The sequence below is a fragment of the Clostridium intestinale genome (assembly GCF_035905475.1).
GTDB classification, from domain to species: domain Bacteria; phylum Bacillota; class Clostridia; order Clostridiales; family Clostridiaceae; genus Clostridium_T; species Clostridium_T intestinale.
In genome coordinates this window covers 607,991-632,757 of sequence record NZ_CP121166.1, presented here as the reverse complement: position 1 = coordinate 632,757, position 24,767 = coordinate 607,991, and the positions used below count along the sequence as shown (strand labels likewise).

Genomic DNA, 24,767 nt, shown 5'->3' with positions numbered 1-24,767 from the left:
TTTTACAGGGGCTGTTTATAAAACATATATGTAATTTTAGAAATAAATATCTGAAAACTCAACATTAATAGCATTCATAAGTTTATCCCCATCTACCTGATTTCCACTTTTTTTATCTTTAAAGTCATTTCCAATCGGAAGAGTAACAGTAAATGTGCTACCTTTCTCTAATTCACTTTCAAGCTTTATGTTTCCACCCAACATCTCAACTAATTTTTTTACTAAAGCTAAACCCATTCCACTCCCCTCTGCCTGCCTTGAAAGATTATTCTCAGCTTGTCCAAAGGGTTTAAATATTAATTCATACTTATCTTTAGCTATCCCTATTCCACTGTCCTTTACAGATATATCAACTGTTTGAGCTTCTTTATTTTCATTAATGCTAACCATAATGGTACCACCCTCTGGTGTAAACTTTATAGCATTTGATATGAGATTTAAAAGTATACGTTCATATATCTCGTTATCTATAATTAAATCTCTACTCTCTACATTACTCTCAAAATCTAGATCTATGTCCTTTTGCTCTGCATAATCTAGTACCCATTGAGTTATAAATCTTGTAATCCATACAATATCCATTTTTCTCAAATTCAGCTTCATTTCTTCTGAACTCAATTTCGTTATGTCTACTATGTTATTTACAAGCCTTATTTGCCTAAAAGTATTTCTTTTCATACTTCCTAAAAGTTTTTTGACCGGCTCAGAAACATTTTTAATATGTATCTTTTCAATTAACTGAATTGCTGAATAAATTACATTGATTGGGGTTTTAAATTCATGAGTTATTAATGTTATAAACTCATCCTTCCTAATTAAATCCTGCTCCAAGATTTCTCTTTGAGCCTTTTCTGATTCATAAAGTAATTTTTGTTGTCTGCTTATCTCCCGATTTTGTTTTCTAAGTAATAATTCACGTTCTATAGAATCTACTACAGTTGATAAAGTTACTAGAAAAAGTGGATTATGAAGTATTACAGCTGTCATAACACTTATGGTTCCAATTAACTTTCCATCATCTGAATTGTAAAAAGGTACAGAATAACAGGCACTTTTATATAAATGTTTATGATAATGATTAGTTCCTATAAGCTGAACAGGAGCTTTTTCTTCAATACATAAACTAACAGTATTTGTCCCCATAGCATCCTCTGTAAACTGAACACCTGGCTTAATCCAAAGATCTCTCGCAGTATTTTCTATAGTTTTATCTCCTAAGGTATCAAGTAAAAAACCTTTATCATCAGATATAACAACCAGTATAGGTGTTCCCTTAAGTGAATTAATTATTTTATTGCTAAAAAAACTTGCAACCTCTAAAACTTCTTTATATTCTTCTTTTTTTCTAGCTAACTCATCTTTTGTCATTACAACTTTAGGTATTTGAACTTTATTAGTATCCATTCCTAATAGCTTGCATCTCTTTTTGGAGGCCTTAATATATTCTGCTTCTTCTTCAAACGACTGTTGTAACATATACTACCTTCCTTCCTAAAAGCAAAAAATAGGTATTAACTTCATCTTTCAATTTTACCATATTATATAATATTTATAAATGATTTTAAAGTTTAAGTAAAGTTAACAAAAGGACTACTGAATTTTTATAAGTAGCCCTTTTAATTATTATGAATTTTTCATTATTACTCTTTCTACTACAGTCGCTACACTTTCACAAGCATCACAGCACTTTTCAAAATATCTAAAGGTATCTTTCCAACTCATTAACTCTATAGGATCTTTAAGATTTATATAAAGATTTCTTATTGTTGTAGTGTAGAGCCTATCTCCCTCTTCCTCTAATGAATTTATATCTTCTATTAAAATATGTATCTTCTGTGATTTTTTAAAGTGTTGAAATTCTTCCATCAAGGCCTTAACCTTATCACATCCTTTTAAAATCAAATCACAAAAGTCTAGCGCTTCTTGTCTCATGGTACTTATATTAAAAGTGTATATCTTTACTAGTATATCTTCAATATCATCAGTTAAATTATCGATATGATGAGAAAGTTCTATAATATCATCTCTTTCAATAGGTGTAATGAATTCTTTTATAAGTTTGTTCATCATCTCATGTTTTTTGATATCTGCACTATGTTCGATATCATGCATTTCTACTATCTTTTCATCTAATTTGTTTACATCAAAGTTTGATAAAGTATCATGAAGTAAAGAAACTGCAGTACAAGAAAAATTTGATAGCTCCATTAATAATTCAAAATAGTCATTACCTTTTTTGTTTCTCATTTTTTAACCGGTCTCCTCTCAGTTAGTTAAAATCTATATTAAAATATCCAAATAAAAAATTTAGCCATTATAAGTCCTATAAGCCCACAACCTGGAAAAGTAAGTACCCATGTTAAAACCATTTCATTAACCTTTCCCCAGTTAACTGATCTAATTCTTTTAGCTGCTCCAACTCCCATTATAGAAGTAGTTTTAGTGTGAGTAGTACTTACAGGAATTCCTGTTAATGATGATAACAAAAGGCATCCTGCTGCTGATAAATCTGCTGAAAAACCTTGATATTTTTCTAATTTTACCATGTCCATTCCCACAGCCTTAATGATTTTATATCCACCTATAGAAGTTCCTAACGCCATAACTACAGAACAAAGTACCATGAGCCATATAGGAATAACAAAATTTGAAACAGAACTTTGTCCATTTGCTAAAAATATTCCAAGCATAAATACCCCCATGAACTTTTGTCCATCTTGAGCCCCATGCATAAAGGCCATTGCAGCTCCTCCACAAACCTGAGCTCCTTGGAAAAATCTATTAGTTTTTCTCCTATCAAAACCTCTACATATAAATTCTACGGACTTTACTGTAAACCAGCCCATTCCAAAACCTAACACTGTAGATAATATTAATCCATATATAACCTTTATCCACTCAGCCCCATTAATACCATTAAATCCACCTTGAAGTGCTATTGCAGCTCCAGATATTCCTGCTATTAAAGCGTGACTTTCACTTGTTGGAATTCCAAAATACCATGCAGCCGTTGCCCACACAACAATAGCAAATAAAGCCGCACATAAAGCTATAAGTGCATACTTAGAATCACCACCAAAATCCACCATATTATATATAGTCTGCGCAACATTTGCATTTATAATTGTCATTATAAATACTCCAAAAAAATTAAACACAGCTGCCATTAAAATAGCTGAACGAGGACTTATTGCTCTAGTAGAAACACAGGTTGCAATAGCATTAGGTGCATCTGTCCATCCATTTACTAGAACTACTCCTAAAGTTAAAATCGTAGTAATTAACAATGCTGGATTATCTAACATTTGACTAAGAAAATCATTGAAAGAAATAGTCATAACATATCTCCTCTCATTTTAAGTTAATTTCTCATTCTAACAAATTATATCTTTCTTATTCTTTATTTATGATTAAGTAAAAAACTTTATCTATATATTAATATAATTCAATATTTTATAAAAATTTCCTTCTCTATAAAGGGCATGTACTTCTAAAATTTAATTAAAGAATTTTACTCTTAATGGCTGGTGTGTTATTATATATTGAGACGTATTTCTAAGAAAGGATTAGCTATGAATATTGCTTTAATTTACGGCTTTTTAGCCATTATCACATTTGCACATGCCTTTATGTGTTATAAGAAAAAAACTTTAATTCGTCCATTAAGTAAAAGACCTTTACTTGTAGTAAATAATTCCTTCTATAAAGTACAATTTAATTTGGGTAGCATGGCTGCAATTATATTTCTCTTAATATCGCTAGTAAATACAATAATATCTAATAAAATGGTTTCAATTATTTCTCTTATAGTTACAATTTTATCTATAGGTGCTTTAACTATAATATTAGAAGAAATGGCCTTAAAAAGAGGGTACATAAAATTAAAAAAATAACTACTTAGTGTGAATCTAAGTAGTTATTTTTTATTCAAAGGAATTTGAACCTGAATCTCTAGATAATTTTCTTTTATTATCCCCCGAACCTTTCCATTCATCTGCTCAACTAATAATTTAACAATAGACAGTCCTAGACCAGTAGTTTTTCCTCTTGCTTTATCACCAGTATAGAAACGTTCAAATAATCTTTTTACATCTATTTTTGAACTATGTTTCATAGGATTTTTGAAAGAAATGATTCCTTGTTCATTTTCTATAACTTTTACTTCTATATCTCCAGCTGAATGAATGGAACAATTACGTATCAAGTTTTGGATAACCCTAGTAAGCATCTTTTTATCCCCTAAAACAAATATAGCCTGTTGTGGATTAAAGTGTACTACAAGATTTTTATCTTCAAGAACCTCAATTGATTCCACAATACATTGTTCAACTAAGTTTGTAATATTAATACTTTCAAGCTTAGGTTTCGCTTCTATGTTTAAAACATAGGAGTATTCAAAAAAGTTTTCTATTAATATCCCAAGCTCATCAGCATGTTTTTGAGCTATCTCTAACTTTCTAGTTTGTTCCTCTGATAGTTCTCCTTTTAGTAGAAGCTGCTGATATCCCTTTATTGCAGTAAGCGGAGTTCTTAAATCATGAGAGATATTTGCTATCATTTCTTTAAATTGATTTTCCTTTTTTGTATCATTGAGTCTAAGAATTTCCTCATCTTTTAAACATTTATTAATATTAGCTACAAGTTTATTAAGTTCAGAATTTATAAGTTCTATAGAAATTGGTTGCCTTGTCTTTTCTAACCTTCTTTTATTTAATTGATTGCTAATACTTCGCAGTTGATGTTGGAGATACACTATATAACTTATCAAAAATATAATTATAACTCCAAAGACAATTAACAAAGCTTCCACAACCTTTCTTTCTACTTAATTTCTGCTTTTCTAAATAAACTATAAGTTACTCCAAGCATTAAAACAATAAATACTAAACTTACAGTTACAGCTTTTACTATATCTGCTGTTCCTGTATTTAAGTTGATAAGTGTATAATTGCCTCCATAAGGCATGAATGATAGGATATTTTTAAGAACTGAATTATTTTCACCAAGTGCTGAGAGCTGTGCAACAAGAATAGTAACTCCATAATAAATTCCTACAACTATAACTGGCTTTTTAGTAGTAAGTGCTATAGGTACACAAATACTTAGTTGAGCTACATATACTATTATTAAAGTAATAATTACTCCTAATAGTTTCAATACCTCTGCAGAAGAAAAAACTGTTCCATAATCAATAGTCATGACATTTAAAAATCCTAAAGCCACATTTCCCATATTGAACTTATTACCTATATTAAGTGCTACTATAGTCACAACAACATATGGTATAAGAATAACTATAATTGAGCAGAAAAATGTAACTGCTTTACTTATTATAACTGCCCCTCTACTATTTCCACTTGAAACTGATCCATGGATTATTTTATTCTCAAAGTCTCCACTTATAAAAATACCAGCCATAACTCCACCCAAGATACTAATTATATTGATATCAGAAAACATAAAACCAATTCCATTCATTCCATCAAAGCTTCCCTTTGCTATTGAATAAGCTATTACTGCCATTATTAAGGAACTTAGGGTTGTAATTAAAAATAACACCTTGATAGCAACTGTTTTACGCATTTTAAATAAATCGGCTTGAATTAAATTAAACATTCACATTCCCTCCTATTACAGAAATAAAGTAATTCTCAAGTGTATCTCCTTGAGCGGAGAAATTAGTTGTAATTATTCCATTTTCAAATATCACCTTTGCAACTAAATCCTTTTTATCTAAATAATCATAAAGTTTAACTTCTCTATTTGGCATAACTTTAAAATTATTAGTCTTTAATTCTGTTTCTAATATACTAGCTAACTTTTCTGGGCTATCACAGTTAATGAGAATATGATGTTTGCAGTTTTCTTCAAGTTTTTCAAGGGTAAGAGTCTCTTTTATTTCCCCTTTATGGATTATTATATAATCAGTAGCCGTTTGATAAAGTTCAGGAAGATTATGACTTGATATTAAAATTGTAACTTGCTTCTCTTCACACAGCTTTTTTAATAGGTTACGAATCTCAACTACTCCTAATGGGTCAAGTCCATTTATAGGTTCATCTAAAATAAGAAGTTCAGGATTTCCTATTAACGCTATTGCTATTCCAAGCCTTTGCTTCATTCCTAACGAAAAATTTTTAGCTTTCTTTTTTCCTGTATCAGAAAGTCCTACAAGTTCTAATAGTTCATCCTCAATCACTTTATTAGGTATCCCCTTCATAATTCTATGAAATCTTAAATTATCTTTTGCAGTCATGTTGGAAGCTAGACTTGGATACTCTATCATAGCACCTATTCTTTTACGTTCTAGTTGAAGTTCTTTTTCTCCTACATGCCCAAAAAGTTCTATACTTCCGCTAGTTGGAAAACTTAGTCCTGTCACAAGTTTCATAAAAGTAGACTTTCCAGCACCATTTTGTCCAATTAATCCGTATATCTTACCAGATTCTAAAGTTAGAGATACATCATTTAATGCATTTATACCATTATAACTTTTCTTCAGGTTATTTGTTTTTAAAATATATTTATTCATCTAACTCACCCGTCCTCTCTAGTTTTAGTATAAATTTCAAAGGTTTAGAAAAGGTTAAGACTTTGAATAAAAGTGTTTAAAAACAGATAATTAATTTTTATATAATCTATATCCCAGTCCCCATACAGTTTCTATATATTCTTCATCAGGGTTTATCTTCTTTAATTTATTACGTAGGTTACTTATATGAATTTTTACTGTATTATCATCTCCAAGATATTCTTCCTTCCATATTGATTCATAAAGGTTAGATTTACTAAAAACCTTACCTGAGTTTTTTATTAGCATTTCTAGAAGCATATACTCCTTGGCAGTAAGTTCAATCTCAACATCATTAACCATAACTTGTTTTCTATTATCATCTAGAGTTAAATCCTTATAGGTAAATTTCTTGCTACCTTGTATCTGTCTACTCGTTCTTCTTAAATTAGATTCAACCCTTGCAACAACCTCTCCTAAATCAAAAGGTTTAGTTATATAATCATCTGCCCCTATTTTCAAAAGATCAATCTTAGTTCCTACCATATCCTTTGCAGAAATGATTATGACTGGTACATCAGAAAATGTTCTAATCTCCTTAAGAATTTCATCTCCACTTTTATATGGAAGCATAATATCCAGCAAAATTAAATCATAGTTACTTTCTTTAACTTCTTTAAGACCTTCTGTTCCAGTATATATTGATTTAACCTTATACCCAGAATCAATAAGCTCCTCTGAAAGCATATTATTTACGTCTTTATTATCTTCTATTACTAAAATATTTTTCATTTAAATATCATCCTTCTTTTAATACTATTTCTACTTAAAATAGTTTTCCTTATATTATTATAATCCTTTTACCCTTTACTTTTATATTATATTTTTCACTAGATTTCTGTCTACATATTAATTTCATTTATAACTTATATTTTCTGCTTGTATTGACAAGTTGTAAATATATAATATAATTATATGTGTGAGGACAAGTAAAAAATAATAGGAGTGTTAATTATGAACAGTAAAAAAATTACCCTTGATTATCTTAAATATTTAAATGAAACTTGGAATAAGGTAATAGAAAATGAAGTTGATTCTATTGAAAAGGCTGCTGAATTAGTATCTGACTCATGTGAAAAAGGTGGACGTTTTTATGTTTTTGGATCAGGTCACTCTCATATGGTTGCCGAAGAAATATATATTCGTGCTGGTGGACTAGCTTTTGTTAAAGCAATATTAACACCAGAGCTTATGCTTCATCAGATGCCTAATAAAAGTACTTATCTCGAACGTTTAGATGGATATTCAAAAAACATTTTAGATTTATACAAGGTTGATGAAAAAGATACTTTGATGGTGATATCAAACTCTGGAAGAAATAATGTTCCTGTTGAAATGTGCATAGAAGCTAAAAAGAGGGGAACAAAAGTTATTTCTATGACCTCCTTATCACATTCTAAAAATGTTACTTCTAGACATTCATCTGGCAAATTAATGTTTGAAGTTTCTGATGTTGTAATTGATAATTGTGCTCCAAAAGGTGATGCAGCTTATCGTATAGAAGGTTTAGATGCTGATCTTGGTCCAACTTCTGATTTTACTGGTATAGGAATAGCACAAAGTATTATAGTAGCAACAGTAGCAAAATTAGTAGAAAGAGGCGTTGATGTACCTGTATTTAAAAGCTCAAACTTAGATGGCGCTGATGAATATAACGATAACTTATTTAGTAAATACTATGGCTACTGGAAATAAAATTAATAAGGAGGGTTTTAATGAAAGCTATTTTATTATGTCACTATAAAGAATCAAAAATGTTTCCTTATGATTTAAACTGGCAACCAGCTTGTTTGCCAATTGTTGATACCTCTAATATAGAAAGAATAGTTAAACAGCTACTTAATAACTCGTTTTTAGAAAAAGATATTTATTTAATCATTAATCACAGAAAAGATCAAGTACAGTTTACTTTAAGACATTATACTAATATTAACTATATAGATATATCAAATAATGATTTAAAATCTGCTCTTAAACAAGCTAGTGGAGATATTAAAGAAGATTTTCTAATTTATTATGGTAATAGCGTAGTAACAGACTCCGATGTAGAAAAATTCCTCTCATCAAATTATACTAATAAAACTCTAGTTATAAAAAACAATGAGCCCTCTATAGATCATATTTGTGCAAATGTTGAAAATGGTAAAGTTAAAGTTTTCTTGGGACATCCCCGTGAGCACTATGTTACTCATAAGGTTTCTGGAATCTTTACTTTAAGTCATGATAACCTAAAATCAGCACTTCAAGCTGATATAGGTTTTGAGAAAAACATTTCGGGAGCAATGCCTCCTCAAGAGTATTTTTTTGAAAATGGATTAAATAATGTTTTAGAAACTGATAATATTTACTCAATTGAAACTGACTTTGATGTCTTTAGCTTAAAGTTCCCTTGGGACTTACTAAATGCCAATGAATATTATATTAATAAACTTTGCACTGAAATGTCTGCCCAAGCTCAAAATAATATAGATATTGATCCATCTGCTGTATTAAATGGTTTTGTAAAGCTAGGAAAAAACAGCATGATTGGTAAGAACGTTGTTATAAATGGTAATTGTATCATAGGTGACAATGTATTTATTGATAATGGAGTTATTTTAGAAGGTAATAATTATATTGGGGATAACACATATATAAAAGATTATGCTAAAATAGGCCTCAATTCTGTTATAGGAAAAGATAATAAAATAGGTCATAATGCTGAAATTAAAGGATTAACCATGGATGGGGTGTCAGCCGTACATTATAGTGAAATATTTGGAGTTATCGGAAAATACGTTGATATAGCAGCTGCTTGTGTATCGGGTATTTTAAGATTTAACGACTCAAGCCAAGTTCAAAAAGTTGATGGTAAAAACTATTCTGGTAAAAATACTAATGCTGTTTTTATTGGAGACTTTACTAGAACAGGAATTAACAATATATTTTTACCTGGCTGTAAAATAGGTTCTAACTGTGCTTTATATCCTGGTTTAATTGTAGATGAAGATATAGATCATGGAAAAATTGTTTTAAAAAAGCAAGAACTTATCATTAAAGAATGGGGATCTGAAAAATATGGCTGGTAAAAACTTAATTAGTTGCTAATACTACACTTTTTTAATATAATTTAAATCAAAAGTAACTAATATTGATATATAAGGATGGACATATTAAAGATGGAAAATACTACTCAAACTAAATATGAATTAGTCATAGACTATGTTCTTTCAAATATTAAAAATGGATTATATAGACCTCATCAAATGATTGAATCTGAAAATGAACTTTCTGATAAACTTAATGTTTCAAGAGTAACTGTAAGAAAAGGTTTAGAGGAGCTTGTTAATAGCAAAGTGCTTAATAAGAAAAAAGGAATAGGAACCTTTGTAAATCCTCTTCCAAAATATTTTGGATTTAAAAGTGGTGTAGGTTTTAGTTCGGAAGCTAAAAAAAGAGGTCTTAAGCCCTCTACTGAACTTCTATCATTAGAAAAACTTCAAGCAGATGAGGATATTTCTGAAGCTCTTCAAGTTCCAGTGGATTCTCCTATATGGAAAGTTGAAAGAATACGTTATGCTAATAACATAGCAATCTGTTATGAATTAGAATATTTTGATGCAAATATAGTAAAGGAAATACCTGAAGAAGTTTCTAAAACATCCATTTATGAATATCTATCTTCTTTAGGAATTACCTATGAATATGTGGATCAAAAAATTACGGCTGTTAATGCTAATCAAAAACTAGCAACCTATTTAAATATACAAGAAAACAGTGCATTAATTTATATGGAGATTTCAGCCTGCCTATCAAATGGTAAGCCTTTTAATATTGGAAATTCTTATTATCAAACAGACAGTTTCTACTTAGTTCAAACTATATATAAATAAATTTTTGTCCCATAGATTTTAAAATAATCTATGGGACAGTTTTAATTTACTAAATAAGATCTTCAATTTTTATTCTGTTTCTTTATCTTCATTATAATTTTTAATTGCTTTCATAAAGATATTAAGCAATGTTCCAAATAGAAAAGTATAAATAATAGTTCCTTCTCTTACTGAAGTGTTTGGTATATTGAAAACATATATTAATACTAATGATATTACTACTAATAAAATATCCACATATCTTCTTAAAGTTCCAAACTGCATTTTTAATTTAACTGATAATACATTGCAAAAACCTTCAAAAGGTAAAAATATCAAGTTTGCAACCATCATTAAACTTACTCCATAAGACATAAATCCTATTCCTATAATTAATATAATTAAATTAACTATATAGTTATCTACCTGTAATTCTGATATTAACTTAAAGTCATACATAAATAGATTGACTGTAGAGCTAAATATTGTTGTTATGAGTAATTGAAAAACTTGTATTACTTTAAAACTTCTTTTAAGTAAAATAACCTGTCCAATAAAACAAAGATAATTAATTAATCCTAAAATTGTTCCAGTTTTTATATTAGTTACATATCCTATGTTATAACTTATTCCTGATACTGTACTTTGGCCCAAACCTGACTTTATTAGAAGAGTCATTCCAAAAGCTGATATAAAAATACCACCTAAAAGCATTATACTTCTTTTCCAATATAGTTTAGTATAGTTTGTTAGTATTTCCTTTAGAGTCATTTTAAAAATCACTTTCTCTAACCATATTATAGAGCATTCCTTTTTTTAAAGCCTCACTGTCTCCCCCCAATATATCAACTAAAGCATATGCAAAAGGAAGCGTTGTAGCTGGTCCTCTACTTGTAATTAGGTTGTCATCAATTGCTACAATATCCTCTATATAATTGGCTTCTTTTAATAAGTTATTGTACTTCTCTCCTGGATAAGAAGTTATAGTACGTCCTTTAATAATTCCAGCTCTCTCTAAAACCATAGGAGCTGCACAAATAGCAGCAATCAATTTTTCTTTATCCTCATTAAAGTACTTAACTAATTCAATTACTTTCTCATTATCTCTTAAATTTGTTGCTCCAGGTAATCCCCCTGGCAATACAATCATATCATAGTCCTTAATTTCATCACTGATTATCTTATCTGCTTTAACTACAATATCGTGAGATCCTTTTACTAATTCATCATTTAAACTAATTGAATCACACTTAAAACCTGCTCTCCTTAAGACATCAATAACAAAAAGAGATTCTCCCTCTTCAAAACCTTCTGCTAAAAAAACAGCAATTTTTCTCATTTAACTCATCCTTTCATTTATCCTAAATCTTTTATGACTAAATTATACTGAAGTTAATTAATTAGTTCTATTGATTTCCCGATTTAGGAAATAGAAAGACTCCTTGTTGTTTTCATGTAAAAAACTCCCCTCATATATGAGAAGAGTTTTTTCTACTTAGGTAATATGCATAATTTTGAGAAATCAAGCTTCCTATAAGTTGAAGCTGAAAAGGATGAGACGCATAATCCTGTAAAGACTTGAAGTAAATAACTTCATCAAAGTAACCATTATCTAAAGAATTTTTATCACTAGTTATAAAATAGATTTTAGGTTTTGAATCTCTATTTGGAATTCTTCTTGGAAAAGTATGCTCAAAGTATATTCCAGTATAACTAAAAATAATTATAAGGTCCTTTTCATTAGTTTTTTCTAAATACTCAAGTTGCTGTTTAAAAGATACCTTAGTAAAAGAATTTTTACCTAAAAAAGATAAATCACTTTGTAAATTCATAGCTACTGTCTCTGCCTTTAATAATCCAAATATCCCTATTTTATTATATCTATATATATCTTTTGATAGCTTATCAAAAATATCATAGTTAATGGATTTTGACACTAAATCCATGCTCTCTTTAACCCTATCTATAAAATCAATTGACCGAACTTTTGTACTAATATTATCAGAGTACAACTCAAAGTTAAAAGAAGTAGTACTAATTAGCTCTTTAAGTTCAGAAAAATCATTAAGTCCAATTTCCTTGCAAAATCTACTTATTGAACTGTTGGACACATGACATTTTTTAGATAATTCATTTATATTAGACTGTTTAACTTCTTCTATATTGTTTAGTATATATGAAGCTATCTGACAGTTAGTTGAACCATCATTGCTGCTGACTAACTCTGATAAAAAAACAATTTTTAATTTGTCTCTATACATTAATCTACTCCACTCTAGATTTAAATAACTTTAATTCCCATAAAGGTATGGTTTATTAAAGCCTCAATAAAATAATCATCAATCATATCTCCTGTAATAAGTAATCTATAAAATATAGGGCCCCATATTAAATCAACTGTTACCTCTACATCTATATTGTATCTTATCTCCCCTCTTATGATTCCACGATTCAAAATTTCCTTGGAAATATCTCTTCTTGGTTTAAAGTATGCACTTCTATATACATCAGCTAAACTTGAGTCAAACTGCCCTTCTCCTATTATTTCAATTAAAACATTTCCTTCTCTACTTTTAATAAAGTTAACAAAGTTACTTACTTGCATTTGCATATCTATTAAAGCTGAGCCAGTGTTTGGAACTGGTAGCTTTACTGAAGTAGCCTCTAAATAAGCCTCCATAATAACTCCCGCTTTATTTGGCCACCATTTATAAATAGTAGCTTTAGAAACTCCAGCTTTTTCAGCTATCTTTTCAACAGTAACTGTATCAAAACCTTTTTCAAGTAATAAATCATATGCAGCAGTAAGAATATCCGATTTTGTTTTCTCACTACGGGGACGTCCTAATTTCTTCTCCATAAGTTATATCCTCCTTATGTATTACACAAATAAACTTAAAAACTATAGTTATATTATAAATTAAAAAAATTTAAAAATCTACTCTTTACAATACTGAACGTTTAGTATATTATATATTTATAAACTAAACGTTCAGTATATTAATTGAGGAGGAATTTTAAAATGAAAGTTATAGCATTTAATGGAAGTCCAAACAAGGAAGGTAACACTTATCACGGAATAAAAATAGTTCTTGAGGAGCTAGAAAAAGAAGACATAGAAACAGAGATAATTCATGTTGGTAATAAATCTATAAGGGGATGTATAGCTTGCAGAAAATGCTCTCAAAACAAAAATGGTAAATGTATAATAGCTACAGATCCAGTTAATGAATGGATTGAAAAAATGAAAGAGGCTGATGGAATAATAATAGGTTCCCCTGTACACTACTCTGCTATAGCTGGCACAATGAAGTCATTTTTAGATAGAGCCTTTAGAGTAGCTGAAGCTAATGATAATCTATTAAGATATAAGGTCGGAACATCCGTTGTTGCAGTAAGACGTTCAGGAGGAATCCCTACTTTCAATCAACTAAATAACTATATAAATCATTCAGAAATGTTTATGCCTACATCTAATTATTGGAATGTTATAAATGGAACAAAACCTGGAGATGTACTTCTTGATGAAGAAGGTATTCAGATAATGAGAGTTCTTGGTAAAAATATGGCTTGGCTTATGAAGTTACTAGAAAGTGGAGAAAAATCATTACCAAAACCCAAAATGGAAGAAAAGATATTTACAAATTTTATTCGCTAAAAGGAGCTGTTTTAAATGGAAGCAATAAATAATGATAATACTAAAAATACTAATGTATTAACTAAATTACTAATTTTAATCATGGCAATAACTTGTGGACTTACTGTTGCAAATCTTTATTATATACAACCCTTGCTTGGTGACATGGCTAAAAGTTTTAATGTTCATGAGGTAAGTGTTGGCTCAGCAGCAATGCTTACTCAAATAGGTTATGCAGTTGGAATGATATTTATTTTACCCCTAGGAGATATTAAAGAGAGAAAAAATCTAATAACCATTATGCTTTTATTTTCAGTTATTTCACTTTTTACGATTGCTTTTTCACAAAATATATATATGCTTATTATTTCTTCTTTTGCTGTAGGTTTCACTTCAATAATCCCTCAGCTTATAATTCCACTAGCAGCACAGTTATCAAATCCTAATGAAAGAGGGAAAATAATTGGTACTGTAATGAGTGGTCTATTAATAGGGATTTTAGTATCACGTACTATTAGTGGTCTTATAGGAAATTATTTTGGATGGAGAGTAGTTTATATAGTTGCAGCTATTATGATGATAATTTTAACATTGGTTTTAAGAAAAGTTATCCCCATTACAAATCCAGTTTCTGAAGTAAGATATTTTGATTTATTAAGATCATTACCTAAGTTAATAAAAGAGGAACCTATCTTAAGAGAAGCCTCTTTAAACGGAGCTTTGATGTTTGCAGCCTTTAGTGCATTTTGGACAGCCCTTACCTTCTTACTTGAAAGCTCTCATTATAACATGGGCTCTCAAGCAGCTGGATTATTAGGACTAGTAGGAATTGTTGGTGCCTTAGCTGCTCCTTTAGTAGGTAAGTTAGCTGATAAAAAAGGTTCTCGTTATGTTATAGGAATCTGTATCATGATTGTATCTTTATCTTATATATTATTTCTTTTACTTGGATTTAAGATGATTGGCTTAATAATAGGAGTTATACTACTTGATTTAGGTGTTCAATCTTCCAATATATCAAACCAAGCAAGAGTTCACTCAATGAATGAAGAAAAACGTAACAGAATCAATACAGTTTATATGGTAAGCTTTTTCCTTGGAGGATCTTTAGGTTCATTTTTAGGTTCCTCTACATATTCAAACTTTGGTTGGGTTGGTGTTTGTATCTTTGGAATTATAACTCAGATTATTGCATTGTTTATTCATAGAATAACTCAATAACAATCTTAATTATCTATTTGTCCGAACATTCGAATATTCGGACATTTAGAAAAAATCTATAAAAATAACCCTTAAGTAATACACTCATTACTTAAGGGTTATTTTTTTACTTATATATTTATATTATCTCATAACTAATTCATCTGGAACATTTTCTTTGCCTTGTCCATAATAATCAAATATCTTAACCGCTTGTTCAATCTGTTCTTCGGTCATCATAGCTACATTATCACTCATTGATTTAGATATACAATAGGTTTTTGCAGCTTCTTCTAGATATACACAAGAATATAAAGCTTGCTTTAATGAATTCCCTACTGTTATTACTCCATGATTTTTTAGAATAACTGCAAGTTTTCCATTTAGATTTTCAACTGCTTCTACTCCCATTTGTTCACTTGCTGCTGATGAAAAAGGACATACATTAACTGAACCTTTTGTAGCATTTGCAAGTGTAGTTAGATTACACTTAAATTCTTCTTCAACTAATCCTAATGCCGTTGCATAGGGTTGATGAGTGTGAATTACTGCATTAATCTCTGGCATGTTATTATAGATATATAAGAGAGCCTTAGTATCAACTGATGCCTTTCTATTACCTTCTATAACCTTTCCAGATAGGTCCATAAGAATTATATCATCTGTTTCTAACTCTTCATATATCATTCCAGATGGCGTAACTAGTACCCTATCTTCATCTACCTTTAAGCTTACATTCCCTCCAGAAAGTGCTATCAATCCATATCTATCAAGTTTAATGCCAGCATTAATAACTTCCTTTTTTTCCTTATCGTACATTCTTCATCTTCCTTTCTGCATACCTTGCATTATTTACTTTTATTTTCTGTTTTAGAGAATTAGGATGTATAACGGCTTCAACTTTTAATAGTTTTTCTTCTAGCTCTTTATAATCGTTATAAGCCTTTAAATCTATCCAGTATCGTCCTTTAAATAGTGATGGATTATTAACCCTTATATACATCTTTCCAGCTAACTTCTGTTCTTTAATCCTAAAACTTTTTATATCGCTTTTGAGGTAAGCATAAGATTTATCGAAAGCTGAAAAAGTTATTTGATTATTATCTATTACTATTTTTTCTGGATAAGCCACAGCTATAAAATTTGTTATAATAGTATACATACATAAAAAACATACAAATACCCATAAATAATTCATTGTTGATCCTACACTCAATTTATAGATGCCAAATAATAGTGCAATTGCCGCTAAAATACCTGCATATATAACTCTAACTAAAAATGTTTTTCTATCAAATACATATTCTCTTCTCATGCTTCCTCCTATATAATTTATTAAGCTTGTTTTAATTCTCTTGCTTCTTTAAGTATTCTGTTTCTATTTATTAGAGCTAATCCTAATGCTATAACAGCAACTATTCCCATACCAATCCATCCAAAATCATTTAATCTTACAATTGCCCAGGTTAATGGATTTGCTCCATCACAGATACTTGATATTTGGGCTGCACCTGAAGGTAATGTATAGTTTGCATTAACAGCTGCTGTAGTTATTAATGGAGACAAATTAGTTGAAATTAATAACCCAGCTGCAAGTACAACTATTCCATTAACTAAAGCTCTAAATCCATTACCATTAACTACTGGAGTTATAAGAACAAACATCCATGGTATAACTGCTAAATCTGCAAATGGTAGAACCTTATTACCAGGTAAAATAACTGCCATAAATACTGTTAGTGGTACAAGTATAAGTGATACTGAAAGTGTTAGAGGATGTCCTACTCCTACTGCTGAATCAAGACCTATATACATTTTTCCTCTATTAGAAAATTTCTTGCTTATAAATTCAGAGGCAGCATCTGATATTGGTAGTAATCCTTCCATAAGTAAAGATGCCATTTTAGGTATAAGAACTAGTACTGCTCCCATTGAAATACCTAGTCTTAATACATCGCCATATCCATAACCTGCAACAGCTCCTATTACTAGACCTAAGGCAGTTCCTATTATAATGGGTTCACCAAATACGCCAAATCTTTGTTGTACTTTTTCCATATTAATATCTATTTTTCTTACCCCTGGAATCATATCAATTATCTTATTTATTACTATTGCTATTGGAGCATATGCTCCTGTAAATCCATGAGGAAGAGATACCCCAGGTAATCCTAATGTTTTTTCAACTCCTGGTGCTGTATAATCTCCAATTACCATTATAATTACCATATTTAAAATTGCGGCAATTAGCCCCATAGTTTGACTACCAGTTACTATTGCAACTAAAGCTCCTGTAAATGCGAAGTGCCAGTAATCCCAGATATCTACATCTACTGTTTGAGTTGTATTAGTTATTATCATAACAATATTTACAAGTAAACATACTGGAATTATAACCATACCAACAGTTGATGCAAATGCAATTGCAGCTGCTGCTGGCCAACCAACATCAATAACCGATAAAGATAATCCAAAACGTGTTATCATCTGTTCTACTGCTGGTCCCAAGTTAGTTCCTAAGGCACCTATTACTAAATTTAACCCTATAAATCCTACCCCAACTGTTAACCCTGCTCTTAAGGCTTTTCCTTTTTCTGTCCCTAAAACTAATCCAAAAACAAAGATAATAATTGGCATCATTACGGTAGCGCCTAAACCTTGTATAGCACTAAAAAAACCTAATATTTGTGACATAATACACACCTCTCCTAATCTTTAATTATTTCATAAGATCTAAAATTTCTTTAGTTGTCTTGTCAACACCTACTCCTGTCAAAAAGCATATACCATTTATAAAAGGACATTTAACCCCTTCTGGTTTCATTGTTGTTGATATAACAAAATCAAAACTTCCTGATTTAGCTGCAACCTCTGCTATTTTGCATTGCTCAACTTTGTATTGACCTTTGTATCCGTTTGCATCAAGTATTTTTTCAACCTTTACTCTTGCAGCAGTAGAAGTACAAACCCCTGCTCCACATGCTAATAATATTCTTTTCATTTTTCAACACTTTCCTTTCGTATATATATTTTTATAATTTTTTTTAATAAACTAATATAACATCATCTCCTTAAAAATTAGTTCTAATCTATATTAGCTTTTTTCATTATGCTCTTAAACTCATCAATATTTGTGCAAGCTATAACTTTTTTAAGCATCTCTTGATCTTGAAATAAATCAACAAGTTTTTGAAGGATATCTATCTGTTGCTCTGACTTTAAAAGTCCAAGCATAAAGATTGCACTAACTTTTATCTCGTTTTTTTCATCAACCATATCTTTAAAAATTACTGGTTCCTTTAATGACATAAACCCAATCTGAGGCCTTATTATATGAATGCTATCCGTATGTGGAATAGCTATACCTATATCATTAATACTCAGTCCAGTAGGATAAACTTTTTCCCTATCTATAACTGCTTGAAAGAAAGTATCCTTTACTAATTCCTTTTCCAAAAATTCATCTGCTAACTTTTTTATCCCTTCTTCTTTGTTTTTTACTGATTCATTAAAAAATGTAATCTCCTTATCAAAATACATCTTCATATACCTCCGCTTCCTATTGTATTCTTCTTTCAAACAATTCAATTATTTGTGCCATATCAATACTACTTTTTGCATTGTTTATCGCTTCTTTAAATTCTGAAATCTGTAATAAATTTATTAAATTAAATAAAGCATTTAGATGTTTTTCTTTATCTACAGCATTTATGATACATACATATTTTATTGGGTCATAAATTCCTGCGTTAAAAACTACTGGGTTTTTTAATCTAATTAGATTGAATCCAAGCTTTATTCCTCCATCGTCAATTTCTGAGTGTGGAATAGCAAATCCTTCTGAAATAACATAATATGGACCATTTTGTTCTGTATTTCTTATGATAGATTCAACATAGCTTTCCGTTATATATCCTTTATTTAATAGATTGGTTGAAGCTTTCTTTACAGCATCCTTCCAATTATCTGCTTCTACATCTAATTCAATAAATTCCTCTGTTAATAAATCTGAAAGACCTAAAACCACTCTATTTTTTCTTTCAAAATAACTATTTAAACTTTCTCTAATTACCTCCAGTATTTCATCATTTTTTATTATAGGCTCTATCTTTTTCATGATATCTGTACAATCATTTTTGCATAATTTTGTGGAATTAATAGAACCACAGTTATCTATCATCTCTCTCATTCTCAAAAAATCACTATCAGTTAATTGAGGAGATATCCTAATATAAGGAACAGAAACACTATCTAAATCTACTGTTGAAATAACAAAGTCTATATCATTTCTTAATGAATCTTTTAGTCTATGTTTTGGCAGTACATTTATTATATTTAGATTAAATCTTTCTAAAAGCTTAGATTTTAAAAGCTGACTTGTCCCAATTCCGCTGTTGCAGATTAGTATTACATTACACACAGTCTTTTGAGTTTTCATTTTTTCAATTGAGGCACAAATATATATGACTATATATGCAATTTCCTCCTCGCAGATAGACCTTTTTGCATACTGCTCTAGTATATCTATGTTTTCTATAACTACCTCTTTTATAGGTGCATACTTCTCTATAATAAAATTTATTTCGTAGTTTTCGTTAAAGCTTGTAAAGCCGTCTATAAATATTCTTTCTAGATGGTTTGATAAACTTTGAAATAGCTCATAGTCTTTATATAAAGGAAGATCTAAGGCTTTTGATAAATTCATAATAAATAATCTAGTTATGGTTTGTATTTTTACTATTTCTTTGCTTCCATCTATGGAATCACTTTTCTTAAGGTATCCAAATCCTTTTGAGAAACTTTCTAAATATCTTAGTTCATTTTTATTTAACTCAAGGTCAAAATGCTGGCAAACAAGTATATATAGCCTTTCTATTAATTTATTGTTGGTTTCTTGTTTTTCTAACTTATGGCTATCTAAATACTTACCTAACCTCATTCTAAAAATTGCTACACATAGGTAATTCCAAAGCATATTAAAGGAATACTCTGTTAACTGCATTTCTGAATATTTTTCTGCTTCTGATATAAGGTTTTGTAGTATTATGTTTGTATCTTTATCTATTGCACGTATATCGCCAATCTTAATATTTTTTGCCTGCTCTTGATGGGAAAAGAGCTCGTATAAATCACCATATCTAAATAGAATATTTACAAATAAATCTCGTATATTTTCTTCAGAACCATTAATACAAATCCCTGTATTGGTTTGAGAATTTACTGAAAGATTATACTTATTTAAAAACTTATTTAGATATTTTAAATCTCCAATAACCGTTGATCTAGATACGTACATGAAATCCGCAATATTTAGTAAAGTTACATGTTCATGGGTAAATATAAGTAATAAAGATTCAACTACCAAGCGTTCATCTTTTGATAGTTTATAATCATAAAAGCTAAGTGTAGAAAGTGTTTGATATATAGATTTACTTATTTTGTCTATGTAGAACTTGTTATCTATAATCTTTAAATAAGCAATTCCTTTTCCTTCTAAAAACTCATTAACTTCCTGAATATCTGCCTGTATAGTTTTTACGCTGATATTTAAAATCTGCGATAATGCTTTTATATCTAATTCATTTGGTCTTTCGTATATTATCTTAATAATTTCGCAAGTTCTTTTATACAAGATTAACACCAACCTTTATATTTACTTTAGTTGTATATTCAAATAGCAAAATCATAAAACGTTTCCAGTAGTAAAATATATTTCTCTATTGTTTTTCAAAAGTATACTTTATCTCAAAAGCAAGTCTACCTTATAGTGTTACTTTACCACCTTTTGTTTTAAAACAAAAGTTTAAAACCATTCCAGAGTCAAGAACTAAATTGTACCAATTAAGTAGACATATCCAATCTGATGATAAAAAAACAACCCCCAGCTACCTTAAAAATATAGCTGGGGGTTAAAATCATAATTCTAATAAATATACTCATATATCCTATAACTTATAAAATCAATAGTATCATTATTGACTGAATAAATCATGTAGTTTCCTTTTCTCTCTTTTGTTACAAGCTGTCCTTCTTGAAGAAGTTTTAAAGCCTTAGATACGGCAGCTTCTGATATATCTAATAAACTGCTTAGCTCTTGTGTACTTTTACCTTTTTTACTTATTGCTTTTAATATCTTTAATCTTGTAGAATCCCCTAAAGCCTTTAATGTTCTTTCTAAATCTTTAGGACTTTCTTTTTCAGAGTTTTCTGTTTCAACTAAACATGTTAAATTGAGAAAATCATCTAGTATTCCTATTAGAAGATGAGGCCCAACAAAAGTTGATACATTAATTGAAACTCTCTTAAGATCTCTTTTATAAACCTCATATTGCTTATTTTTATAAAAAACTATCTTATCTTCATGAACCTTTATTCTCTCATGAATCTCTTGAATTAAATTGAAAATCCCTTTTTCTTTTGCAAACTTCACCTTTTGCTTTAACATTCTAGCTATAAAAGGCTCTATATATTTTAATTCACCTTCAAATATATTAATATAGAAGTCTCTTAATAACCTTAAAAGTCCTTGGTACTGATTTTTAGTGATTTTCTTATCATATTCTTTAAATATCTTGTTTATCTCATGTATTGATATTTTTGATAGTACATCTATGGAACTCAATATATTTAAATCTGAACACTCTTCAAAATAATGACATACATCCATGATTATGCAATACTCATCAGTGATATCTGCATAAATCTTTATGTCTTGTTTCATATCTGGGTTCATCTGTTTATTAACTTTTTCTGCCCACTTCTTTCTATGAATATGATGTTCTGGATTTGATAGTACATGAAGAGCACAGAACATCTCGAAAAGTGGCGAATACACAAATTCACATAGTACATCTTGTTCATAAATAACATCTATTTTCATATTACCTCTAAAAATAAGTAAAATTACCTGTTTTTCTGCTGTGATGTTCAACTACTTTTATTATCTTCAAACATGAAAGGTATAAGATAATTATTATCCCAACTCCTATAACTATGAAGCTTTTTATTTCTTGTATAGAGCTTCCTATTAAAATAACATTTCTTACTCCTTCAATAGCATAAGTTAAAGGAAATATAATACTTATCCCCTTTGCCCACATAGGGAAAACTGCTGTTGGTACCTTAACTCCTGAAAATATCTCCATAGGCTCCTCAAGTACTGTAAATAGAAATCCCGAATCCCTTGAAAATAAAAACAAAGAATTTAAAAACATTCCCCACATTACTGCCATCAATAACGTAATTATAAAAACAATCATCAAACTTAAGTAGTTTACATTTAAAACCTCTCTTTTGAATATCAAAACTCCTAGGGTGAAAATCACCATAAAAACTATGCTCTCAAAAAGAGAAGATAAGGCATTCCCAAGTATTACCCCTTGCCTACTGGCTGGTGAAAGGTAGATTAGCTCTAATGTCCCACTTATTCTTTCAAAAGAAAAGTTCCAAGCAGTTTGAACTAAGCTTCTAAACAGGCTCATGGTCATATATCCCAATACTATAAATACTAACACATTATCTTCATTAAGATAACTGATATTACTATTATTTATTTTAAATGGCTTAAAACTGTAATATGAGGTTATGAAGTTTAAAATAGGCCATATAAACAAGGAAATATATATAAACTTACTATGAAAATAGTTTAAGTGTTGTTTCTTCATTTCTGCCATAACTACTTTTATAAAACTTCTCATAATTTAAGCTCCTTTCTCTGAAAGCTTAATTATAGTATCTTCAAGTCTAGGTACAATCTCAAAAAATTCCTTTATAATTGCTCCTTTATCCGAACATATTTGAGATATATTTAAACTTAAATTCTTAGAACTTATGATATGATAGGAGTTATCCTCTTCATAAATCTCAACTGTATTATCATGTCCTAAAAGACTAATTAACATATATCTTTGAAGGGCCTCTATTTTATTATGAAGGGTTAATCTATATTCAACTTTTTTAAATACTTGTTTTGATAGTTCCTTTGATGTACCTTGTCTTATTATCATCCCTTTATCTAAGACATAAATATAATCAGCAAGTTCCTCAACCTCCTCCATGTAGTGAGAGGTTAATAATATGCCTTTACCTTTTTCCTTAGCTAAAGACTTAACATGAGTTCTTAATTCCTTTGATACCACTGCGTCAAGTCCTAAAGTAGGTTCATCCATAAATATATAACTTGGATCATTTATTAGTCCTCTTGCTATCTGAAGTCTTTGTTTCATTCCTTTTGAAAACTCTTCAACCTTCTTATCCTTATTTTCATAAAGGCCTACTAACTTAAGTAGTTCTTCAATTCTCTTTTCTAATATGTTATTAGGAATTCCATAAAGCTGCCCATAATACCATAGATTTTCATAAGCTGTAAGTCTCCAATATATCATTCTTTCCCCACCAGCTATCATGTTAATCTTATATTTTATTGCTCTTGGATTTTTTACAGCATCTATGTTATCAAGAAAATACTCTCCTGAAGTTGGTGAAAGTAAGGTAGTTAACATCTTTATAGTTGTTGTTTTTCCTGCACCATTTATGCCTAAGAGCCCAACTATTTCTCCTTCTTTTATTTTTATAGAAACATCTTTTACTGCTTCTAACTTAACCTTCTCATTTTTAAATATCCCCTTACTTGTTTTAGTTTCATAGACCTTTTTTAAGTTGTTTGCTTCTATCATACCCATCACCTATCCTTGAATTTTTTCTAATGCTATATATTCTATTTTTCTAAGACTTAAAAATCCTACAATCATATAAACAGTACCAAGTAAAAAAACATAAAGCATGGTACTACTTAGTTCTGACATCCCTTTTCCAAGTAAAGCTGATCCTCTTATTAAGTTTGAGGTTTCAGTTACTGGTATTAGTTCTCCTATCCATCTTAAAACCCTTGGTAAATATTCATTGGGAAATGTTATTCCACATAGAAGTAACATGGCAACAAATAAAGTATTTTGTGAAATATAAGTATCTCTTGTATATAACATTATTGAAGCAAGTACCATGGATAATCCAAAGAAACCATATAAGGCAAGAAGTACACTTACTACAAATGATATTAGGTTTATATTAGATAAATCTAGACCAAAGGGAATTGCAATAATCAAGGAAACTATTACTTCAAAAGTAGTTGTAACTGTCTGCTGAAGCATATTGCCTATAAAATACTCTCCCCTCTTAAAAGGAGTAATCATAAGACTTTCTAAGGTGCCCTCTCTTAATTCTGTAATAAGACTTCTACTTACATTTAAACATGTCCTAACCACATATAGATAAGTTAAAGATCCTAAAATAACGTAGCTCATGTAATCCCCTGTACCAGTAAACTCAAAAAATTCATCTCCCACAACTCCATTAAAAAGCATTTTATAAATAAGTAGCGCTCCTATTACAGTATAAAAACCAGTTAAAACATTTCCTATAAAAAAATCTTTAGGGTATGCTCTTATCATTACTATAAAATTTCTTTTAAACGTTGCCTTAAGTACTTTTCCTGTCATTTATTCAACCC

27 protein-coding genes are annotated in these 24,767 nt (G+C 29.6%); 6 read left to right on the top strand and 21 right to left on the bottom strand.

Annotated elements, in window-relative coordinates:
- Positions 1–36 precede the first annotated feature (36 nt).
- The 3 genes from P8F83_RS03105 to P8F83_RS03095 all read right to left on the bottom strand — a co-directional run bounded on the left by P8F83_RS03105 (position 37) and on the right by P8F83_RS03095 (position 3,338).
- Entirely contained in the window at positions 37–1,476 is a 1,440-nt protein-coding gene (locus tag P8F83_RS03105; RefSeq protein WP_326513410.1) for an ATP-binding protein, read from the bottom strand.
- A 147-nt stretch (positions 1,477–1,623) separates the two neighbouring features.
- Positions 1,624–2,247 carry a DUF47 domain-containing protein gene (locus tag P8F83_RS03100; protein ID WP_326513409.1) on the bottom strand — a complete coding sequence of 208 codons (624 nt, stop codon included), beginning with the start codon at positions 2,245–2,247 and terminating at the stop codon, positions 1,624–1,626.
- A 38-nt stretch (positions 2,248–2,285) separates the two neighbouring features.
- Positions 2,286–3,338, bottom strand: coding sequence for an inorganic phosphate transporter (locus P8F83_RS03095; RefSeq protein ID WP_073017280.1), 1,053 nt, complete (start codon positions 3,336–3,338; stop codon positions 2,286–2,288).
- 234 nt (positions 3,339–3,572) lie between these two features.
- Between P8F83_RS03095 and P8F83_RS03090 the strand changes: the two genes are divergently transcribed.
- Positions 3,573–3,893 (top strand): hypothetical protein, encoded by a 321-nt coding sequence (locus P8F83_RS03090; protein ID WP_139259301.1) that lies wholly within the window; start codon positions 3,573–3,575, stop codon positions 3,891–3,893.
- 23 nt (positions 3,894–3,916) lie between these two features.
- Here the strand turns inward: P8F83_RS03090 and P8F83_RS03085 are convergent, their stop codons facing one another.
- The 4 genes from P8F83_RS03085 to P8F83_RS03070 all read right to left on the bottom strand — a co-directional run bounded on the left by P8F83_RS03085 (position 3,917) and on the right by P8F83_RS03070 (position 7,303).
- Positions 3,917–4,810 carry a sensor histidine kinase gene (locus tag P8F83_RS03085; RefSeq protein WP_326513408.1) on the bottom strand — a complete coding sequence of 298 codons (894 nt, stop codon included), beginning with the start codon at positions 4,808–4,810 and terminating at the stop codon, positions 3,917–3,919.
- Between the two features lie 11 nt (positions 4,811–4,821).
- Positions 4,822–5,616, bottom strand: coding sequence for an ABC transporter permease (locus P8F83_RS03080; RefSeq protein ID WP_326513407.1), 795 nt, complete (start codon positions 5,614–5,616; stop codon positions 4,822–4,824).
- Complete coding sequence (locus tag P8F83_RS03075) at positions 5,609–6,532, bottom strand: ABC transporter ATP-binding protein (RefSeq protein ID WP_326513406.1); 924 nt, start codon at positions 6,530–6,532, stop codon at positions 5,609–5,611. The genes P8F83_RS03080 and P8F83_RS03075 overlap by 8 nt, the downstream gene beginning before the upstream one ends.
- Before the next feature lie 90 nt (positions 6,533–6,622).
- A complete protein-coding gene (locus P8F83_RS03070) occupies positions 6,623–7,303 on the bottom strand; it encodes a response regulator transcription factor (protein ID WP_326513405.1) in 681 nt (226 codons plus the stop codon).
- A 222-nt stretch (positions 7,304–7,525) separates the two neighbouring features.
- Here P8F83_RS03070 and P8F83_RS03065 point away from each other — a divergent pair, with 222 nt between their 5' ends.
- The 3 genes from P8F83_RS03065 to P8F83_RS03055 all read left to right on the top strand — a co-directional run bounded on the left by P8F83_RS03065 (position 7,526) and on the right by P8F83_RS03055 (position 10,443).
- Positions 7,526–8,266 (top strand): SIS domain-containing protein, encoded by a 741-nt coding sequence (locus tag P8F83_RS03065; RefSeq protein ID WP_326513404.1) that lies wholly within the window; start codon positions 7,526–7,528, stop codon positions 8,264–8,266.
- Between the two features lie 20 nt (positions 8,267–8,286).
- The gene (locus P8F83_RS03060; RefSeq protein ID WP_326513403.1) at positions 8,287–9,639 is read left to right on the top strand and encodes an NDP-sugar synthase; all 1,353 of its coding nucleotides are present in this window, start codon (positions 8,287–8,289) and stop codon (positions 9,637–9,639) included.
- 90 nt (positions 9,640–9,729) lie between these two features.
- On the top strand, positions 9,730–10,443 hold the full coding sequence (locus P8F83_RS03055) for a GntR family transcriptional regulator (protein ID WP_326513402.1): 714 nt from the start codon (positions 9,730–9,732) through the stop codon (positions 10,441–10,443).
- A gap of 69 nt (positions 10,444–10,512) precedes the next feature.
- Here the strand turns inward: P8F83_RS03055 and P8F83_RS03050 are convergent, their stop codons facing one another.
- From P8F83_RS03050 to P8F83_RS03035, 4 genes are all read right to left on the bottom strand, one after another.
- Positions 10,513–11,193, bottom strand: coding sequence for a YczE/YyaS/YitT family protein (locus P8F83_RS03050; RefSeq protein ID WP_326513401.1), 681 nt, complete (start codon positions 11,191–11,193; stop codon positions 10,513–10,515).
- A gap of 1 nt (position 11,194) precedes the next feature.
- Positions 11,195–11,761 (bottom strand): DJ-1 family glyoxalase III, encoded by a 567-nt coding sequence (locus tag P8F83_RS03045; protein ID WP_326513400.1) that lies wholly within the window; start codon positions 11,759–11,761, stop codon positions 11,195–11,197.
- Between the two features lie 130 nt (positions 11,762–11,891).
- A complete protein-coding gene (locus tag P8F83_RS03040) occupies positions 11,892–12,683 on the bottom strand; it encodes a MurR/RpiR family transcriptional regulator (RefSeq protein ID WP_326513399.1) in 792 nt (263 codons plus the stop codon).
- 20 nt (positions 12,684–12,703) lie between these two features.
- Entirely contained in the window at positions 12,704–13,282 is a 579-nt protein-coding gene (locus P8F83_RS03035; RefSeq protein ID WP_326513398.1) for a TetR/AcrR family transcriptional regulator, read from the bottom strand.
- A gap of 162 nt (positions 13,283–13,444) precedes the next feature.
- Here P8F83_RS03035 and P8F83_RS03030 point away from each other — a divergent pair, with 162 nt between their 5' ends.
- Entirely contained in the window at positions 13,445–14,080 is a 636-nt protein-coding gene (locus tag P8F83_RS03030) for a flavodoxin family protein (protein ID WP_326513397.1), read from the top strand.
- A gap of 15 nt (positions 14,081–14,095) precedes the next feature.
- Positions 14,096–15,280 (top strand): MFS transporter, encoded by a 1,185-nt coding sequence (locus P8F83_RS03025; RefSeq protein WP_326513396.1) that lies wholly within the window; start codon positions 14,096–14,098, stop codon positions 15,278–15,280.
- A 123-nt stretch (positions 15,281–15,403) separates the two neighbouring features.
- On the opposite strand, the gene P8F83_RS03020 is transcribed toward P8F83_RS03025, so the two are convergent.
- From P8F83_RS03020 to P8F83_RS02975, 10 genes are all read right to left on the bottom strand, one after another.
- On the bottom strand, positions 15,404–16,078 hold the full coding sequence (locus P8F83_RS03020; protein WP_326513395.1) for a class II aldolase/adducin family protein: 675 nt from the start codon (positions 16,076–16,078) through the stop codon (positions 15,404–15,406).
- Entirely contained in the window at positions 16,068–16,574 is a 507-nt protein-coding gene (locus P8F83_RS03015) for a hypothetical protein (protein ID WP_326513394.1), read from the bottom strand. Before P8F83_RS03015 ends, P8F83_RS03020 begins: the two co-directional genes overlap by 11 nt.
- Positions 16,575–16,594: 20 nt before the next feature.
- Entirely contained in the window at positions 16,595–17,953 is a 1,359-nt protein-coding gene (locus P8F83_RS03010; RefSeq protein ID WP_073017314.1) for a PTS galactitol transporter subunit IIC, read from the bottom strand.
- Between the two features lie 25 nt (positions 17,954–17,978).
- Complete coding sequence (locus tag P8F83_RS03005) at positions 17,979–18,260, bottom strand: PTS sugar transporter subunit IIB (protein ID WP_073017316.1); 282 nt, start codon at positions 18,258–18,260, stop codon at positions 17,979–17,981.
- A gap of 83 nt (positions 18,261–18,343) precedes the next feature.
- Positions 18,344–18,799, bottom strand: a complete 456-nt coding sequence (locus P8F83_RS03000) for a PTS sugar transporter subunit IIA (RefSeq protein WP_326513393.1) — start codon at positions 18,797–18,799, stop codon at positions 18,344–18,346.
- Between the two features lie 19 nt (positions 18,800–18,818).
- Positions 18,819–20,891 (bottom strand): BglG family transcription antiterminator, encoded by a 2,073-nt coding sequence (locus tag P8F83_RS02995; protein WP_326513392.1) that lies wholly within the window; start codon positions 20,889–20,891, stop codon positions 18,819–18,821.
- Positions 20,892–21,182: 291 nt separating this feature from the next.
- Positions 21,183–22,139, bottom strand: a complete 957-nt coding sequence (locus tag P8F83_RS02990; protein WP_326513391.1) for an ArsR/SmtB family transcription factor — start codon at positions 22,137–22,139, stop codon at positions 21,183–21,185.
- 7 nt (positions 22,140–22,146) lie between these two features.
- Positions 22,147–22,956 carry an ABC transporter permease gene (locus tag P8F83_RS02985; RefSeq protein ID WP_326513390.1) on the bottom strand — a complete coding sequence of 270 codons (810 nt, stop codon included), beginning with the start codon at positions 22,954–22,956 and terminating at the stop codon, positions 22,147–22,149.
- A gap of 3 nt (positions 22,957–22,959) precedes the next feature.
- Positions 22,960–23,934: an ABC transporter ATP-binding protein gene (locus P8F83_RS02980; RefSeq protein WP_326513389.1), complete on the bottom strand. Its 975-nt coding sequence runs from the start codon at positions 23,932–23,934 to the stop codon at positions 22,960–22,962.
- A 9-nt stretch (positions 23,935–23,943) separates the two neighbouring features.
- Entirely contained in the window at positions 23,944–24,756 is an 813-nt protein-coding gene (locus tag P8F83_RS02975) for an ABC transporter permease (RefSeq protein WP_326513388.1), read from the bottom strand.
- Positions 24,757–24,767 lie beyond the last annotated feature (11 nt).